The organism is Kocuria cellulosilytica (assembly GCF_040981245.1).
GTDB lineage: Bacteria > Actinomycetota > Actinomycetes > Actinomycetales > Micrococcaceae > Kocuria > Kocuria cellulosilytica.
In genome coordinates this window covers 197,399-213,960 of record NZ_JAVFWZ010000001.1, presented here as the reverse complement: position 1 = coordinate 213,960, position 16,562 = coordinate 197,399, and the positions used below count along the sequence as shown (strand labels likewise).

The following is a 16,562-nucleotide window of genomic DNA, read 5'->3' as shown; positions in this document are numbered from 1 at the left end:
GACATCCTCCTCGGCACCGCGGCCTCGTCCGCCCCTCCCCCGCTGGGGAGGGGCGGACGAGCCGTCGTGCCGGCACCCTGCCGATTCTTCCGACCCGTGGGACACCCGTGAACAACGACGAGACCGAACCGATGCTGCGCCGGACCATGACGAGCCGGCGGGTGGTGAGCCTGCGGGAACGACTGCTGCGGGCCGGCGTCACCGTGGCCTATCTCGCGCCGCAGGACGTCAACAACCCCTCCTACTTCGACGACCACGTCGACGCCGCCGTGCGCGCGTTCCAGCAGGAGCGCGGGCTGATCGTCGACGGCCTGGTGGGCCCGGAGACGGACCGGTGCCTCAACGAGGCGCAGTACGCCCTCGGTGACCGGCCGCTCTACGCGGACGACGACCGTCCGCTCCGGGGCGACGACGTCAGCCAGCTGCAGCACAACCTCTCCCGGTTGGGTTTCTACTACGGGCACCTCAACGGCGTCTTCAGCAGCAGCACGCACCACGCGGTCACGGAGCTCCAGCAGAGCCTCGGCCTCCCGGCCACCGGCGTGGTGGACCGGGAGACCATCGCGGCCCTGGCCCGGATCAACAAGAACATCACCTCCTCCAAGGCCTTCTCGCTGCGCGAGTACCACCGCCTCGAGCGGGCCACCTCCGCCCTGCACGGCCGTTCCGTGGTGCTCGTCCCCTCCGGCGCCGCCGGGCAGCAGCCGCCCGCCTCCGCCGCCGCGGACTTCCGGGAGCGCGCCGACGGGGTCACCCGTGACGTGGCCCTCCGCGCCTTCGAGCTCCTGCGCGAGATCGGCGCCGACCCCGTGGTCGTCTCCCCCGGCCGGGACCTCCGCGACCGCCGCGGCGAGCCGGTGCGGACCGCCGCCTCGGCCCGCGAGGTCGTCGCCGGGGGCCGGTCGGACTCCGTGGTGGTCACCCTGCACTGCGACTGGAACGCCTCCCCGTCCGCCGGCGGAGTGGCCTCGTACTACTGGGGCGAGCAGGACCGTTCCGAGATCTACTCCCCCATCGGCGAGCGGGCCGCGGTGCTCGTGCTCAAGGAGATGGTGGCCCGCACCGGAGCCCTCGACCTCGGCACGCACGCCCGGCAGTGGGACCTGCTGAGGTCCCAGGACGCGCCCACCATCTGGCTCGACCTGGGGTATCTCTCGAACCCTGCCGATCGTGCGGCCCTCGGCGACCCCGAGCACCGGAGCCACCTGGCCGAGGCGGTCGTCTTCGGGCTGCAGCGGATGTTCCTGCTGGCCGAGGACGACGTCCCCACCGGCACCATGAGCGTGGACGACGTCGCCGAGTACAACGGGCGCTGACGCAGGCTCCCCCCGGCGGGCCGCCACCGTGTGCGAGAGCCCCGATGTTCCACGTGGAACATCGGGGCTCTGGCGTCCGCGGAGCGAGCTAGCTGCGCTCGATCCCCGGATCCAGCACCTCGATGATGCGGTTCAGGTCCTCCACCGAGGCGAACTCGATGGTCATCTTCCCCTTGCGCGCGCCCAGCGCGATCCGCACGCTCGTGTCCAGCCGGTCCGAGAAGGCGTCCGCGATGTAGTCCAGCCGCTCCTTGTGCCGTCCGGCCGGGGCCGGCGTCCGCTGCGGCTTGCGCTCCCCCGCTCCCGCCAGCTGGACCGCCTCCTCCGTGGCGCGCACGGAGAGGCCCTCGGCCACGATCCGCTGCGCGAGCCGTTCCATCTCCGCGGGGTCCGCAAGGGAGAGCAGGGCCCGCGCGTGTCCTGATGAGAGCACACCGGCCGCGACCCGGCGCTGGACGAGGGGCGGCAGCCGGAGCAGGCGGATCGTGTTGCTGATCTGCGGGCGAGAGCGGCCGATGCGGCGGGACAGCTCCTCCTGCGTGGTGCCGAACTCCTCCAGGAGCTGCTGGTAGGCGGCGGCCTCCTCGAGGGGGTTCAGCTGGCTGCGGTGCAGGTTCTCGAGCAGGGCGTCCCGCAGGAGCTCGTCGTCCGCCGTCTCGCGCACGATCGCCGGGATGGTGGTCAGGCCGGCACGCTGAGTGGCACGCCAGCGGCGCTCGCCCATCACGAGCTCGTAGGACTGTTCGCCGTCCTCACGGCTCGAGCGCACCACGATGGGCTGCAGCACGCCCAGCTCGGCGATCGAGTACGCCAGCTCCGCGAGCTCCTCCTCGTCGAACACCTGACGCGGCTGCTTGCGGTTGGGGTGTATCGAGCCGACGGGGATCTCCGCGAAGGTGGCCCCGGGCACGGCGGCCAGCTCCTCGGCCCCTGCGTCCGTTTCACGTGAAACGTGCTCGTTCCGGGTCCGGCCGGACGACGCCGACTCGCTCTCCGCCGAGCCGGTCGCGTGCTGCGGGTTCGTCAAGTTTGTCGGGCCTGTCGGTTCCGTGGCACCGCTGGAGGTCGGGGTGCCCGGTGCCTCGGCGCCCGCGTCTCCGGGTACGGTCCCGGCCGGGCTCTCCGCGGCGCCGGAGGTCGAATAGGGCTCGCGTTCAGCCGGGGTCTCCGAGGTCGAGCGATCCGTGCCGCCATTCTCCGCACGGGAACGTCGTGGCGGGCTCTGCCGACCGGCGGCCTGGTCGGCGGACGCGGTCGTTCCACGTGAAACATCCGCCGGGGCGTCCGTGCCGGCAGTCTCGGCCGGAACCTCGGTGGCCGCCGTCTCCGTCGCGGTCTCGCTCTCCGACGTCGGACCGGCAGGTGCCGCTGCGGCGCCGTCGCCCTCCGGCGTGGTGCCGGACGGCAGGAAGAACATGTCGGACGGCCGACTCACGAGCGTGGTGTTGCGCAGGGCCTCGCCCATGTCCATCCGTGCTTTCATGGCCTTCTGCCGCGCCGCCGGACTGACCGTCCGCCCGCGCGCTCCCGTTGCCCTCCGCTTCGGAGTGTCTGCCGACTCGGTCGGCTCCGGCACCCCGTCCCCGGGGGACTGCTCCTGTTCCGCGGAGGCCGGCTTCCGGGTGCCGCTCTTCGCCGAGCCGTTGCTCGCCCGGCGGGGGGGTTCTCCCGGCCCCGGGTCCTCGTTCGCCGTGCCGGCGTCCGCGGGGGAGATGTCCTCCGGGAGCGGCGCAGTCCCGGTCTGGCGTGTTCCACGTGAAACGCGCGTCGTCCCGCCGTTGGACGGAGTGTGCTCGGAGCCGGGCGGCGGGGTCGGGGGAGTGCTGGCGTCCGGTTCCTCCCGCCCTGCGGTCTCCGCCGCGGGTGCGCTCGGGATGAGTGCCCCCAGTCCTCGGCCCAGACCACGTCGTCGTTCGCTCACGGTGTTCCTCTCCTTCGCCCGGCAATCCGGACAATTCTAGCGGAGCAGCACGGGCCCGCGTGCCGTTTCACGTGGAACGACGCGATGCCCGCGGTCCCGTCCGGGGACAGCACGACGCCCGTCTCCGGAGGGAGACGGGCGTCGGGCGGGGAGGCGCCGGGTGGACCCGGTCAGCGCTGGGGTCGCTGGGCGATCTCGGCGGCGGCCTCCAGGTAGGACAGGGCGCCCGTCGAACTCGGGTCGTAGCTGATCACGCTCTGCTGGTAGCTGGGCGCCTCGGAGATACGCACCGACCGGGGGATCATGGTCTCCAGGACCTCCGCGGGGAAGTGGTTGCGCACCTCGTCGGCCACCTGGGAGGCGAGGTTGGTGCGGCCGTCGTACATGGTCAGCAGGATGGTCGAGACGGACAGCTCCGGGTTCAGGTGCTTCTGGATCATCTCGATGTTCTTCAGCAGCTGGCTGAGCCCCTCGAGCGCGTAGTACTCGCACTGGATGGGGATGAGCACCTCGGTGGCCGCGACGAACGCGTTGAGGGTGAGCAGTCCGAGGCTCGGCGGGCAGTCGATGAAGACGTAGTCCAGCCGCGGCAGGCCGTCCGTCTCCCGCTGGCCGGCGTAGGCCTCGATCGCACGGCGGAGCCGGTGCTCGCGCGCGACCATGGAGACGAGCTCGATCTCCGCGCCGGCCAGGTCGATGGTGGCGGGGACCACCCACAGGTTCTCCGCCTCGGCGGAGGGCTTCACCACGTCGGCGATGGGCATCTCGTCGATGAGGACGTCGTAGGTGCTGTCGACCTCGGAGCTGTGCTCCACGCCGAGAGCGGTCGACGCGTTCCCCTGGGGATCGTTGTCGATCACGAGCACGTTCTGGCCCTGCCGCGCCAGCGCCACGGCGAGGTTCACCGACGTGCTGGTCTTGCCGACCCCGCCCTTCTGATTGCTGATCGTGAAGATCCGCGTTGCGGCGGGCTTCTCCAGCTGGACCTTCTTCAGCCTGGCGCGTCGCCTGGTCTCCTCCACGAGCTTCCTCCCCAGCGGCGTGTCCTCCGCCATCGTTGTGGTCATCTTGGGCAGCTGTCCGTCCGTTTCACGTGAAACACGAGTACCCCGGTCCGGAACAACCTTGATCGATTGATCAAGCGGATCGGGGGGAAACTCGGCGTCGAAGCCTCGGGGGCTTCCCGCGCCGTCGTCGATCGGCATCTGACTGCGCACCTTCCCGGTTCGTCTCGAACTCGTTCCGTCGGAGCACGTCTCCCGCGGGGGAGAGGTGCCTGGGGCCGCACCGCAGGTCAGGAAGCGCTCGACCCGGGGCCGAGCTCGGCGCCCCGCCCGTGGCACACTCCGCCCAGCCTACCGCCGCCGCCGGACGTCGCCGGCGGCGCCGCGTCAGAGCCGGACCCGGACCACCGTGGTCGGCTCCTCGAGCAGTTCCCGCCCGGCCGCCACGATCTCCGTGGACCGCGCGCCCAGCCGGTCCAGCTTCTTCTGCGCCCTGCGCACCTCGTCCGCCGCGGACCGCCCCTTGAGGGCGAGGAGCTCGCCCGTGCCCCGCAGCAGCGGCAGGGTGATGTCCACGAGGCCCACCAGCGCCGAGACCGCCCGGGCCGTGACCACGTCCACCTCGCCGACCTCCTCCTTGGCCTGCTCCGCCCGGGCGCGCAGCACCCGCACGTTGCTGAGCCCCAGGTCGGCCACGACCTCGTCCAGCCACTGGACCCGTCGCTCCAGCGGCTCGATGAGCGTGATCCGCAGATCGGGGCGCGCCAGGGCGAGGCAGAGTCCGGGCAGTCCGGCGCCCGAGCCCACGTCCGCCACCCGGGCGTCCCGCGGGATGCACTCCTCCACCACGGCGCAGTTGAGCACGTGGCGGCTCCAGAGCCGCGGCACCTCACGCGGGCCGATGAGCCCCCGGACGATGCCCGAGGACGCCAGGTGCGCCACGTAGCGCTCCGCCAGCGGCAGCCGCTCGCCGAACAGCCGCTCGGCGGCGTGCCGCTCCCGGGCGTCCGGGAGCGGCGGGTCCTGCGGGGCGGGGGAGGGTCGCTGGTCCTCGGACATCAGCCCTGCGGGACGGACACGACGATGTGCCGTGCCGCCCCCTCGCCCTCGGACTCGCTGACGAGCCCCTGCTCGGCGACCACGTCGTGCACGATCTTGCGCTCGTAGGCCGAGAGCGGATCGAGGTGCACGCGCTCCCCGGTCTGCCGGGCCTCGCGCACGGCGGAGAGCGCCAGGTCCTGGAGCTCGCCCGCCCGGCGGCGGCGGTAGCCGCCGATGTCGAGGACGAGCCGGGACCGGCGGTCGGTGGCGGCGAGGACGGCGAGCCGCAGCAGCTCCTGGAGGGCCTCGAGGACCTCCCCGTCCGCGCCGACCAGCACCGCGAGTCCTTCGTCGTCGTCCCCGTCGGCCACGACCGACAGGTAGGTGCGGCCGTCGCGGACCTCGATGTCGATGTCGCCGTCGAGGTCGGCCGTGTCGAGCAGCTCCTCGAGGTAGTCGGCGGCGATCTCGCCCTCCTCCTCGAGCGGGTCGGCCGAGGCGCCGTCCTCGGCGCCGCGGCCGCCGGACTCCTGCACGGCCTCCGGCCGGCCGGCGTCCTGCGCCGCCGGCTCCTGCGCGGACGCGGTCTCCGTCCGCGCGCCGCGCTCGGCGTCGTCGGCCGGCACGGGGTGCTGCACGTCGTCGGCGTCCTGGGTGGTCTGCCGGATGTCGGTCATGTCGTCTCCTGGGGCCGTGGAAGCACGGGGCCGGTCGCGCCGGTCCCGTGCGGGGCGGGGGTCGAGCCGGATCGACCGGCGGGGGTCATCGTGCCTGTTTGCGCTTCGCCTGCTGCTTCTGGCGCTTCTTGCCGACGGGCTGCTGACGCTGCCCCGCGGCGGCGCGGGCGCGCTGCTCCTCGATCTCGGCCTCGTGCTCCTCCTGGGTCTTGCCGAGCGGGGGGAGACCCTTGGCGGCGCGGCGCTCGTTGAGCTCCTGCTCGGCCTGCGAACCCGGCGTGGGGTTGTTGCGGATGACCCACCACTGCTGGCCCATGGACCAGAGGTTGGAGACGGTCCAGTAGATGAGGACGCCGATGGGGAAGTTGATGCCGCCGATCGCGAAGACCAGGGGGAACAGGTACAGCATCATCTGCTGCTGGCGGTACATGGGGGAGGCCTTGGCGGTCTCGCTCATGTTCTTGGCCGTCAGCTGCTTCTGCGTGAAGAACTGCGAGGCGGACATCGCGATGATCATCACGATCGCCAGGAGGATCGTGGCCACGTGGTTGCCGTCGCCCGGGTTGAGCAGCGTGGAGAACAGCGGGGCGCCGAAGAAGGTCGCCTCGTTGAAGGACTCCACGGTCGCGGCGTCCAGGACGTGCACTCCCTCGCCCGCCGCCGCGGAGCCCGGCACACCGTTGAGGACCTGGAACAAGCCGAAGAAGATCGGCATCTGCACCAGGATGGGCAGGCAGGCGGAGAACGGGTTGGAGCCGTGGCTCTTGTACAGCTCCATCTGCTCCTGGGCCATGGCCTGCCGGGACAGCTGGTCCTTCTTGCCCTTGTACTTGGCCTGCAGCTTCGCCATCTCCGGCTGCAGCTCCTGCATGCCGCGCATGGACTTGATCTGCTTGAGGAACAGCGGGATGGTCAGCGTGCGCATGACCAGGGTCAGGCCCACGATGCACAGCACCCAGGTGATGCCGGCGGCGGGGTCCATCCCGATGGCGGTGAGCAGCTCGTGGAACACCCACAGCACGGCGGAGACGACCCACCTGAAGGGGAAGAGGATCATTTCGAACAGGTTCATGGGGAAGGCTCTCCTTGGGCCGCGGGACCGGTGTCCCCGGCGGGGTGGTGCTGGTGGCGCTCGGCAAGGGTGGGATGGTTCAGCAGGACGATCCGGGGCAGGGCCGCGAAGTCGGGGAAGACCCGGCCGCCGTCCGGGACCCTGTCGATCCCACCCGCCGCCCAGGGGTGGCAGCGGAGGAGCCTGCGGACGCTGAGGCCCAGGCCGCGCACGGCGCCGTGCACCGTGACCGACTCGAGCGCGTAGGCCGAGCAGGAGGGGAAGTACCGGCAGACGTCCCCGTACAGGGGGGAGACGATGGTCCGGTAGAGCTTGAGGCCCGCGATGAGCGCGTTCTGCGGCAGGAACCAGAGGACCTGCCACGCCGAGGCCGGGCGGACGAACTCGTGAGGAGCCGCCGCGAGGAGATCCTCGGGCGCGTGAGCGTGCTCGCTCATGACTCCGGCTCCTCCCGTGCGGGTCGTCGGTCTTCTGCGGTGGTGCTCGCCCCGGCGGCCCCGGGGAGCCCGGCCCGCGCGGAGGCCGTCCGCCACGCCTTCGCGTAGTCGGCGGCCAGCTCCGCCCAGTCCGCGCGCGAGGCGGGCGGCAGCGCGCGCACCACGACGTCGTAACCGTACGGCGCCTGCCTGACCGTGGTCTGGGCGAGCTCCCGGAGGCGCCGCTTGACCTTGTTGCGGCGCACGGCGTTGCCCACGGCCTTCGAGACGACGAACCCGAACCGGGCCGGTGCGCCCTCGTCGGTGGGACGCACATAGACGACGACGTTCCGGCGCCCGTTGCGGGCGCCGGAACGCGTGGTGGCCGAGAACTGGACCGAGGTCCGGATCCGGTGCTGGTCAGGCAGCACGGTCCCGCTCCTGCCGGGCCGGCCGTTCAGGCGGCTCCGGCACGACGACGACCGCCCGTCGCGGGGCGGTCGTCGGGAGCGCCGGCGCCGACACGGGCCGGCTCAGGCGGAGAGCTCGGTGCGGCCCTTGCTGCGGCGGGCGGCGAGGATGGCGCGACCGGCGCGGGTGCGCATCCGGGCACGGAAGCCGTGCTTCTTGGCGCGACGGCGGTTATTCGGCTGAAAAGTCCGCTTGCTCACTGGTTACTCCAAAGGCGTCAGGGTGTGCGCCCGTCCTCGTGCTCGCCGCACCGGGTTCGGGGCGGACGAGACGGACGGTCACAGCGGTGCTGGTGGATGCGTCCGAGCATGCGGATGGGCATGACGGTGGACACAAAAGACTGTCTCACCCTAGACAACGGGCAGGGGCCGGTCAAATCCGCGGTGGGTGGCCACAGGCCCCGGCGCCGGATCGCGAGGAGCGGGACTGCCGGGGAGAACGCGGTATCGGGAGCTGTTCGGTGCTGGAACGGCCTCCGGGACGCCCGGTGCCGCTGTGCAGTGCACATCCTACCCACAGCTGTGCACGGATCTTTCTCACATCCTGTGGAAAACTGGTCCGGCCCCCGCCGCGGAACGGCGCGGATCAGGGCTCGAACTACACGACTGTAGTTCCCGGGGGGCCCGGAAAACGGCTATGAACTGGTCTGACGCATGTTCTAGGCTGGCACTCGCGGCTGGCCCCCGACAGCTTTTCCACCGTTGTGAACAACGCTGTGGACAGGATCCCCGCCGAGGGGCCGGGACGATCCGTCCACCGCCTCGTCATCCCGACGACATCTCGACGACAGCAGGAGTACGTGTGGGCACGCAGGACAATCAGGCGCTCAGTGCGCAGTGGGCGGAATGCGTGCAGTACATGTACGAGGACCCCATGACCACGGGGCGGTACCGGGGGTTCATCTCCCTGGCCCAGCCCCAGGGCCTCATCGGCACCACGCTGCTCGTCGCGGTCCCCAACGAGCTGACCCGCGAGTTCTTCCAGAACCAGATGGCGTCCGTGCTGCGGTCCTCGGTGGGCCGCGCCTTCAGCCCCGAGACGCTCGTGGCCTTCGTCGTGGACGCCGATCTCGAGACCGCTCCCGCGCCGGAGCCCGGCGCGGCGGCGCCCACCGCGGCGCTGCCCCCGATCGGCGAGCTCGAGGCGGAGCGCAACCGCACCGATCTGCCCGCCCGGGCCGACCACGCCGACACCGCCGACACGGTGGGCGTCGACCGGCGGACGGCGGGCCTCGACCAGCTGCCCGTGGGGCTCCCGGCTCCGGCCGCGGAGCCGGCGCCCCGCTCCGGCCTGGGCACCGCCGACCGGACCCTGCCCCCGCCGCGGGACCCGCAGGCCGCCCCGCCCCGCCGGCCCGTGCAGGACACCGGCACCGCCCCGGCCGTGGTGGGGGAGTGGGACAGCTCCGCACGGCTGAACCCGAAGTACGTCTTCGACTCGTTCGTGATCGGCCAGTCCAACCGGTTCGCCCACGCCGCGGCGTTCGCGGTGGCCGAGACGCCGGCCAAGGCCTACAACCCCCTCTTCATCTACGGGGAGTCCGGCCTGGGCAAGACCCACCTGCTCCACGCGATCGGCCACTACGCCAAGCGCCTCTACCCGCAGGTGCGGGTGCGGTACGTGAACTCGGAGGAGTTCACCAACGACTTCATCAACTCGATCCGCGACGACGAGGGCTCCTCCTTCAAGGAGATCTACCGCAACGTGGACATGCTGCTGATCGACGACATCCAGTTCCTCGCGGGCAAGGAGCACACGCAGGAGGAGTTCTTCCACACCTTCAACGCGCTGCACAACCACGAGAAGCAGATCGTGATCACCTCCGACATGCCGCCCAAGCAGCTCACCGGCTTCGCCGAGCGGATGCGCTCGCGCTTCGAGTGGGGACTGATCACCGACGTGCAGCCGCCGGAGCTCGAGACCCGCATCGCGATCCTGCGCAAGAAGGCCACCAGCGAGGGCATGGACGCCCCCGACGACGTGCTCGAGTACATCGCCTCCCACATCTCCACCAACATCCGCGAGCTCGAGGGCGCCCTGATCCGCGTCACCGCGTTCGCCTCGCTGAACAAGCAGTCGGTGGACCTGCCCCTGGCCGAGCTGGTGCTCAAGGACCTCATCACCGACGACGGGGCGCAGGAGATCACCGCCGCCTCGATCCTGGCCCAGACCGCGGTCTACTTCGACATCAGCCTCGAGGAGCTCAAGAGCAAGTCCCGCACCCGCACCCTGGTCACCGCCCGGCAGATCGCGATGTACCTGCTGCGCGAGCTCACGGACATGTCCCTGCCGAAGATCGGCCAGGAGCTCGGCGGGCGGGACCACACCACGGTGATGCACGCGGACCGCAAGATCCGCACGCTGATGGCCGAGCGCCGGCAGATCTTCAACCAGGTCACCGAGCTCACCAACCGGATCAAGCAGCAGCAGCGCGAGGGCTGAGACACCCTTTTCACCTCTGCACGGGCCCGGCGGACTCCCGCCGGGCCTTTTTCGTGTAGTTCGTCCACAGGCCCGGGCCGCGGCATCCCGGGCCGGGGAGGACCGTTCTGCACAGGAGATCCGCCCTTGTGGAGCGCCTGTGCACAGGACAGAACCCACACCTGTGGATAAAATTGTGGAATTCCCGCTCCGAGCGGTGGAGAACCTCGGTACAAGTCGGGGGAGGGCTGTGGAACCCGCGGAAACGCGCGGATCTCGTCCACCGGCACCCGTCTTTCCTGTGGTCCGCGAACCACAGGAACTCAACAGGCTCCCGCCGCCCGGGAGCTGGCCGAGAGGCAGTTGTCCACAGATTCCACAGCGGTTATTAACACTCCCGTCCTTAAAGAGAGATCCGGCCAAACAACAAGAATCCTGGAGCTCCGACCCCGTCCGGGCCGTTCCGGACGGCCGAACCACAAGAACGTCGCCACGGCACGGCCGAATGGCCGTCCCGTGAAACGGACCGATACGATGCAGAGGGCGAAGACCCCGTCCGCACCGCTGCACCTGGCGGCGCAGCCGGCACCGGTTCCTGCGGAACCCTGGCTCCGCCCTCCTGGCTCACACTGAAAGGCAGCAACCTCTCGTGAAGTTCTCCGTCGAACGCGATGTTCTCGCCGAGGCCGTCACCTGGACCGCGCGGTCCCTCTCTCCTCGGCCCCCGGTCCCCGTGCTGTCCGGTCTGCTCATCCGTGCGGAGGGCGGCTCGCTGTCCATCGCGAGCTTCGACTACGAGATCTCGGCACGGCTGTCGATCAGCGCCGACGTCCAGGAGGAGGGCACCACCCTCGTCTCCGGCCGTCTGCTCGCGGACATCTGCCGCTCCCTGCCCTCCGCCCCGGTCGAGGTGCACGCCGACGAGGGCAAGGTGACCCTGACCTGCCGGTCCTCCCGGTTCAACCTCGCGGCCATGCCCGTGGGCGACTACCCCGAGCTCCCCGCGCTGCCGGACGTCTCCGGCGTGGTGGCCGGCGACGAGTTCGCCCACGCCGTGGCCCAGGTCAACATCGCCGCGAGCAAGGACGACACCCTGCCGATCCTCACCGGCGTCCGGGTGGAGATCGAGGGCGAGAAGATGACGCTGCTCGCCACGGACCGCTACCGGCTCGCGATGCGCGAGCTCACCTGGCGGCCCAGCGCCCAGGACATCTCGACGGCCGCCCTGATCAAGGCCCGCACGCTCAACGACATCGCCAAGACCCTCGGCCCGGCCGGCGACATCAACATCGCGCTGTCCGACTCCGCGGAGCTTGTCGGCTTCGAGTCCGGCGGCCGCCGCACCACGAGCCTGCTCATCGACGGCGAGTACCCCAAGATCCGCTCGCTGTTCCCGGAGCACACCCCGATCACCGCGGCGGTGCGCACCACCGAGCTCGTCGAGGCCGTCCGGCGCGTCTCGCTCGTGGCCGAGCGCAACACCCCCGTGCGCCTGGCCTTCACCCAGGGGCAGGTGGCCCTGGACGCCGGGACCGGCGAGGACGCCCAGGCCTCGGAGGTCCTCGACGCGCACCTCACCGGCGACGACATCACCGTGGCCTTCAACCCGACGTACCTGTCCGAGGGCCTGCACGCCTTCGACTCCGACTACGTCCGGTTCTCGTTCACCGCCCCGCCCAAGCCGGCCGTGCTCTCCGCCCAGGCAGAGCCGGAGGGCGAGGACAAGGACGACTACAAGTACCTGCTGATGCCGGTGCGGCTCCCCAGCCAGTGACCGGCCGGCCCGGAACCGGAAGCTGCTGATCCCGGCGTGTTCGTCGACCACCTCTCACTGCTCGACTACCGGACGTATGCCCACCTGGACATACGTCTCGCTCCCGGGACCACGGTGTTCCTGGGGCCGAACGGCGTGGGCAAGACGAACATCGTCGAGGCCCTGGACTACACGGCCGGCCTGTCCTCCCACCGGGTGTCCTCCGACGGACCGCTGATCCGCTTCGGCGCCGAGCGCGCGATCGTCCGCGTCCGGGTGCGGCGGGGCGCTCAGCAGACCGTTCTGGAGCTCGAGCTCAACGACGGCCGGGCCAACCGGGTGCGCATCAACCGGGCCTCCCCGGTGCGGGCGCGGGACGCGCTCGGCATCGTGCGGACCGTGCTGTTCTCGCCGGAGGACCTGTCCCTGGTGAAGGGCGACCCCTCCCACCGGAGGCGTTTCCTCGACGACCTGGCGAAGTCCATGCGCCCCGTCCTCGCGGGCACCCTCGCCGACTACGAGAAGGTGCTCAGGCAGCGCAACGCGCTGCTGAAGTCCGCCCGCCGGAGCGGCCGGTTCACGGACGTCCAGCGGTCGACGCTGGCCGCCTGGAACGACCAGTTCGCCCGCGCCGGGGCGGCCATCCTGCACGCGCGCCTGCAGCTCATCGACGCCCTGGCCCCCCAGGTCGCGACCGCCTACGGCCAGCTCACGGACGGGAGCAAGGCGACGACGCTGCGCTACGTCTCCTCGGTGCTGCCCGAGAGCGCGGCCGGGGACGCCGAGCGGCTGCGCGGCTTCAGCCCGGCGGATCTCCACCAGCTGGTCCTCGACGCGTGCGCGGCCGCGGAGCAGCGGGAGCTCGAGCGGGGGCTGACCCTCGTGGGCCCGCACCGCGACGAGCTCGAGCTGCTGCTCGGCGAGGCCCCGGCGCGCGGCTACGCCTCGCACGGCGAGACCTGGTCCTACGCCCTGGCCCTCCGGCTCGGCTCCTGGTACGTGCACCTCGCGGACGACCCCGCGGAGGGCGCGGCGCCGATCCTCGTCCTGGACGACGTGTTCGCGGAGCTCGACGCCCGCCGCCGCAGCCGCCTCGCCGCGATCGTGGCCTCCGCGGAGCAGGTGCTCGTGACCGCCGCGGTCGAGGAGGACCTGCCGGCCGAGCTCGTCGCGGGCCCGCACGACGTGGTCCGGGTGGGCCCCGGCACCGCCGTCCGGGACGACGAGCCGGCGCCCGCCGGCACCGGCCCGGAGCCGGAGGAGGCGTCGTCGTGATCCGGCCGCCGCGCGAGGAGGGCGGACGCCCGGTCCGGGAGCCCGGGGGGCCGCCCGGCTCCGGTCCGCCCGCCCCCGGAACCGACGTGCCCGGACGCAACGTGCCCGGGCGGAGCGTGCCCGGGCGGAACGTGCCCGAGGCGAACGTCGTGCGGATCGAGGACGAGATCGACGCCCCCGCGGCGCTGCTCACCCGGATGCGCCGCGCCGCGGAGGCCCGCGGGGACGGGCGGCTCCACGGCGCGGCCGCGCGGCGCAACCTCAAGGGCTTCGGTGCCGCGATGGAGTCGGCCACCGCGTCCGCCGCCGAGCGCCTCGGCCGACGGGGCAACGACGTGGACCCGCGGGCGCTCGGCGGGTACTCCGGGGCGGGACGCTCCGCTCGCGACCCCCGGGGCGTCGGCGCGGTGCTGGACGGCCTCGTGTCCGGGCGCGGCTGGAAGGCGCCGGTCGCCGTGGGCTCGGTGCTCGCCCGCTGGGACGAGCTCGTGGGCCCGGGCATCGCCGGGCACTGCCGGCCGGAGAGCTTCGACGAGACCGTGGTGCGCGTGCGCTGCGACTCGACCGCCTACGCCGCGAACCTGCGGCTCATGGTGCCGCAGCTGCTGCGCATGTTCGACGAGCACCTGGGGGAGGGCATCGTCACGCGGATCGAGATCCTCGGCCCCGCGGCCCCGAGCTGGAAGCGCGGCCGCCGTTCGGTGCAGGGCCGCGGTCCCCGGGACACCTACGGCTGACCGGGACGGCCGGGACCGCTGAGCGGCCTCGTGGCGCGCTGCGGCCCCCCGGGAGCGTCCCGGGGGTCGCGGAGCACGGAAAAAGTGGTCCTGAGGCCCTTTCCAGGCCGTTCAGAGGGGTCTGGGAGCACCCCGGGGCCACGGTTTTCCGATAGAATCGAGACCAGACAGCAATCGACGGACCGGGCCCCCACGGCCGATCGCGAGAACCCCGCCCGCGGCGCGGGCACCCCGGGACGTCGAACCGTTCCGATCCTGCACGAGCCGATGAGCCGTCGAACGTCTCATCGGCGTTCTCTTGTGCTGTCCGGAGCGGGACCGGTGTGCCCAACAGGAGGAGCCAGGAACCCGTGGCAACAGAGGATCCGCAGAAGCGCGAGTACGGTGCCGGTGACATCACCGTCCTGGAAGGTCTCGAGGCCGTCCGCAAGCGTCCCGGCATGTACATCGGCTCGACCGGCCCGCGGGGGCTGCACCACCTCGTGTACGAAGTGGTCGACAACTCGGTCGACGAGGCTCTGGCCGGCTACTGCGACCACATCGAGATCACCCTCCAGGCCGACGGCGGCGTCCGGGTCGTGGACAACGGCCGCGGCATCCCCGTGGACATCCACCCGACCGAGGGCCGGCCCACCGTCGAGGTCGTCATGACGATCCTGCACGCGGGCGGGAAGTTCGGCGGCGGCGGCTACGCCGTCTCCGGCGGTCTGCACGGCGTGGGCATCTCCGTGGTCAACGCGCTGTCCCGGCGCGTCGAGACGGAGGTCCGGCGCCAGGGCCACGTCTGGCGGATGGTCTTCGCCGACGGCGGCATGCCCCAGGGCGAGCTGGTCCGGGGCGAGGAGACCACGGAGACCGGCACCACCCAGGTGTTCTACCCGGACCCCGACATCTTCGAGACCGTCGACTTCGACTTCGAGACGCTGCGGGCCCGCTTCCAGCAGATGGCGTTCCTCAACAAGGGCCTGCGCATCACCCTGACGGACGAGCGGGCCCCGGAGGAGTCCGGCGAGGAGATCGCCGGCTCCGCCTCGGACCGCACCGCCGTCCACGCGGACGCGGAGCCGGTCGAGGGCCGCGACGGCGGCACCGACGTGGCCCGGCTCAACCACGAGGACCAGGACGGCTCCGGGCACCGCCGGGTCGTCTACAAGTACGACCACGGCCTGCTCGACTACGTGACGTTCCTGAACACGTCCAAGAAGGCCGACCTCGTCCACGACGACGTCATCGCGCTCGAGTCCGAGGACACGGAGCGCAAGATGTCCCTCGAGCTCGCCATGCAGTGGACCACGGCCTACACCGAGTCGGTGCACACCTACGCGAACACGATCAACACCCACGAGGGCGGCACCCACGAGGAGGGCTTCCGCTCGGCCATGACCTCCCTCGTGAACCGCTACGCCCGGGAGAACAGGCTGCTCCGGGACAAGGACGAGAACCTCACGGGCGACGACGTCCGCGAGGGCCTCACGGCCGTCATCTCGATCAAGCTGGCCGAGCCCCAGTTCGAGGGCCAGACGAAGACCAAGCTCGGCAACTCCGAGGCGAAGACCTTCGTCCAGCGCGAGGTGAACAACCGGTTCGGCGACTGGCTCGAGCGCAACCCGGCCGCCGCGCGGGAGATCATCCGCAAGGCCATCAACGCCTCGCAGGCCCGGCTCGCGGCCCGCAAGGCGCGCGAGACCACCCGGCGCAAGGGCCTGCTCGAGTCGGGCGGGATGCCGGGCAAGCTCAAGGACTGCTCGTCCAAGGACCCGTCCCTGTCCGAGATCTACATCGTGGAGGGGGACTCCGCGGGCGGCTCGGCGGTGCAGGGGCGCGACCCCGCCCACCAGGCGATCCTGCCCCTGCGCGGGAAGATCCTCAACGTGGAGCGCGCGCGGCTGGACCGGGCGCTGTCCAACGCCGAGGTCCAGTCGATGATCACCGCCTTCGGCGCGGGCATCGGCGACGACTTCGACATCGAGAAGGCCCGCTACCACAAGATCGTGCTGATGGCCGACGCCGACGTGGACGGCCAGCACATCACCACGCTGCTGCTGACGCTGCTGTTCCGGTTCATGCGCCCGCTCATCGAGCACGGCTTCGTCTACCTGGCCCAGCCGCCGCTGTACCGGATCAAGTGGTCCAACGCCCCGCACGACTACGTCTACACGGACGCCGAGCGGGACGAGGCGCTGGCGCGCGGGCTCGCCAACAACCAGCGCATCCCCAAGGAGAACGGGATCCAGCGCTACAAGGGCCTCGGCGAGATGGACTACACCGAGCTGTGGGACACCACGATGGACCCCGACCACCGCACCCTGCTGCAGGTGACCATGGAGGACGCGGCCGCCGCGGACCAGATCTTCTCCGTGCTCATGGGCGAGGACGTCGAGTCCCGCCGCGAGTTCATCCAGCAGAACGCCAAGGACATCCGGTTCCTCGACATCTGATCCGCGACATATGTCTCGCC

At 71.4% G+C, this 16,562-nt stretch carries 14 protein-coding genes; 6 read left to right on the top strand and 8 right to left on the bottom strand.

Features of this window, described 5'->3' with window-relative positions; genetic code table 11:
* Positions 1 to 107 precede the first annotated feature (107 nt).
* Entirely contained in the window at positions 108 to 1,316 is a 1,209-nt protein-coding gene (locus tag RCG67_RS00955) for a peptidoglycan-binding protein (RefSeq protein ID WP_368824424.1), read from the top strand.
* Positions 1,317 to 1,404: 88 nt separating this feature from the next.
* Here the strand turns inward: RCG67_RS00955 and RCG67_RS00950 are convergent, their stop codons facing one another.
* From RCG67_RS00950 to rpmH, 8 genes are all read right to left on the bottom strand, one after another.
* A complete protein-coding gene (locus tag RCG67_RS00950; protein ID WP_438612629.1) occupies positions 1,405 to 2,733 on the bottom strand; it encodes a ParB/RepB/Spo0J family partition protein in 1,329 nt (442 codons plus the stop codon).
* A gap of 674 nt (positions 2,734 to 3,407) precedes the next feature.
* The gene (locus tag RCG67_RS00945; RefSeq protein WP_368824422.1) at positions 3,408 to 4,304 is read right to left on the bottom strand and encodes a ParA family protein; all 897 of its coding nucleotides are present in this window, start codon (positions 4,302 to 4,304) and stop codon (positions 3,408 to 3,410) included.
* 324 nt (positions 4,305 to 4,628) lie between these two features.
* Positions 4,629 to 5,300 carry a 16S rRNA (guanine(527)-N(7))-methyltransferase RsmG gene (gene rsmG / locus RCG67_RS00940; protein WP_368824421.1) on the bottom strand — a complete coding sequence of 224 codons (672 nt, stop codon included), beginning with the start codon at positions 5,298 to 5,300 and terminating at the stop codon, positions 4,629 to 4,631.
* A complete protein-coding gene (locus RCG67_RS00935; RefSeq protein ID WP_368824420.1) occupies positions 5,300 to 5,959 on the bottom strand; it encodes a Jag family protein in 660 nt (219 codons plus the stop codon). The genes rsmG and RCG67_RS00935 overlap by 1 nt, the downstream gene beginning before the upstream one ends.
* A gap of 85 nt (positions 5,960 to 6,044) precedes the next feature.
* Positions 6,045 to 7,031, bottom strand: coding sequence for a membrane protein insertase YidC (gene yidC, locus RCG67_RS00930; protein WP_368824419.1), 987 nt, complete (start codon positions 7,029 to 7,031; stop codon positions 6,045 to 6,047).
* Positions 7,028 to 7,468, bottom strand: a complete 441-nt coding sequence (gene yidD, locus RCG67_RS00925; protein ID WP_368824418.1) for a membrane protein insertion efficiency factor YidD — start codon at positions 7,466 to 7,468, stop codon at positions 7,028 to 7,030. The genes yidC and yidD overlap by 4 nt, the downstream gene beginning before the upstream one ends.
* Positions 7,465 to 7,878, bottom strand: a complete 414-nt coding sequence (rnpA, locus tag RCG67_RS00920) for a ribonuclease P protein component (RefSeq protein ID WP_058873292.1) — start codon at positions 7,876 to 7,878, stop codon at positions 7,465 to 7,467. The genes yidD and rnpA overlap by 4 nt, the downstream gene beginning before the upstream one ends.
* A gap of 102 nt (positions 7,879 to 7,980) precedes the next feature.
* On the bottom strand, positions 7,981 to 8,118 hold the full coding sequence (gene rpmH / locus RCG67_RS00915; RefSeq protein WP_019181680.1) for a 50S ribosomal protein L34: 138 nt from the start codon (positions 8,116 to 8,118) through the stop codon (positions 7,981 to 7,983).
* Positions 8,119 to 8,776: 658 nt separating this feature from the next.
* On the opposite strand from rpmH, the gene dnaA reads away from it, so the two are divergent.
* The 5 genes from dnaA to gyrB all read left to right on the top strand — a co-directional run bounded on the left by dnaA (position 8,777) and on the right by gyrB (position 16,542).
* Positions 8,777 to 10,360: a chromosomal replication initiator protein DnaA gene (gene dnaA / locus RCG67_RS00910; protein WP_438612628.1), complete on the top strand. Its 1,584-nt coding sequence runs from the start codon at positions 8,777 to 8,779 to the stop codon at positions 10,358 to 10,360.
* A 628-nt stretch (positions 10,361 to 10,988) separates the two neighbouring features.
* Positions 10,989 to 12,113: a DNA polymerase III subunit beta gene (gene dnaN, locus RCG67_RS00905; RefSeq protein WP_058873293.1), complete on the top strand. Its 1,125-nt coding sequence runs from the start codon at positions 10,989 to 10,991 to the stop codon at positions 12,111 to 12,113.
* A 36-nt stretch (positions 12,114 to 12,149) separates the two neighbouring features.
* Positions 12,150 to 13,367: a DNA replication/repair protein RecF gene (gene recF, locus RCG67_RS00900; RefSeq protein WP_368824417.1), complete on the top strand. Its 1,218-nt coding sequence runs from the start codon at positions 12,150 to 12,152 to the stop codon at positions 13,365 to 13,367.
* Positions 13,368 to 13,453: 86 nt separating this feature from the next.
* Complete coding sequence (locus RCG67_RS00895; protein ID WP_438612625.1) at positions 13,454 to 14,104, top strand: DciA family protein; 651 nt, start codon at positions 13,454 to 13,456, stop codon at positions 14,102 to 14,104.
* 350 nt (positions 14,105 to 14,454) lie between these two features.
* Complete coding sequence (gyrB, locus tag RCG67_RS00890) at positions 14,455 to 16,542, top strand: DNA topoisomerase (ATP-hydrolyzing) subunit B (protein ID WP_368824416.1); 2,088 nt, start codon at positions 14,455 to 14,457, stop codon at positions 16,540 to 16,542.
* The last annotated feature ends 20 nt before the right edge of the window (positions 16,543 to 16,562 follow it).

What these genes read in the sequence shown, in the direction of transcription:
- RCG67_RS00935 (WP_368824420.1), bottom strand. Translation starts at nt 5,959, where the DNA reads ATGACCGACATCCGGCAGACCACCCAGGACGCCGACGACGTGCAGCAC.
- RCG67_RS00945 (WP_368824422.1), bottom strand. Translation starts at nt 4,304, where the DNA reads ATGACCACAACGATGGCGGAGGACACGCCGCTGGGGAGGAAGCTCGTG.
- dnaA (WP_438612628.1), top strand. Translation starts at nt 8,777, where the DNA reads ATGTACGAGGACCCCATGACCACGGGGCGGTACCGGGGGTTCATCTCC.
- RCG67_RS00950 (WP_438612629.1), bottom strand. Translation starts at nt 2,733, where the DNA reads ATGTTCTTCCTGCCGTCCGGCACCACGCCGGAGGGCGACGGCGCCGCA.
- yidD (WP_368824418.1), bottom strand. Translation starts at nt 7,468, where the DNA reads ATGAGCGAGCACGCTCACGCGCCCGAGGATCTCCTCGCGGCGGCTCCT.
- rsmG (WP_368824421.1), bottom strand. Translation starts at nt 5,300, where the DNA reads ATGTCCGAGGACCAGCGACCCTCCCCCGCCCCGCAGGACCCGCCGCTC.
- yidC (WP_368824419.1), bottom strand. Translation starts at nt 7,031, where the DNA reads ATGAACCTGTTCGAAATGATCCTCTTCCCCTTCAGGTGGGTCGTCTCC.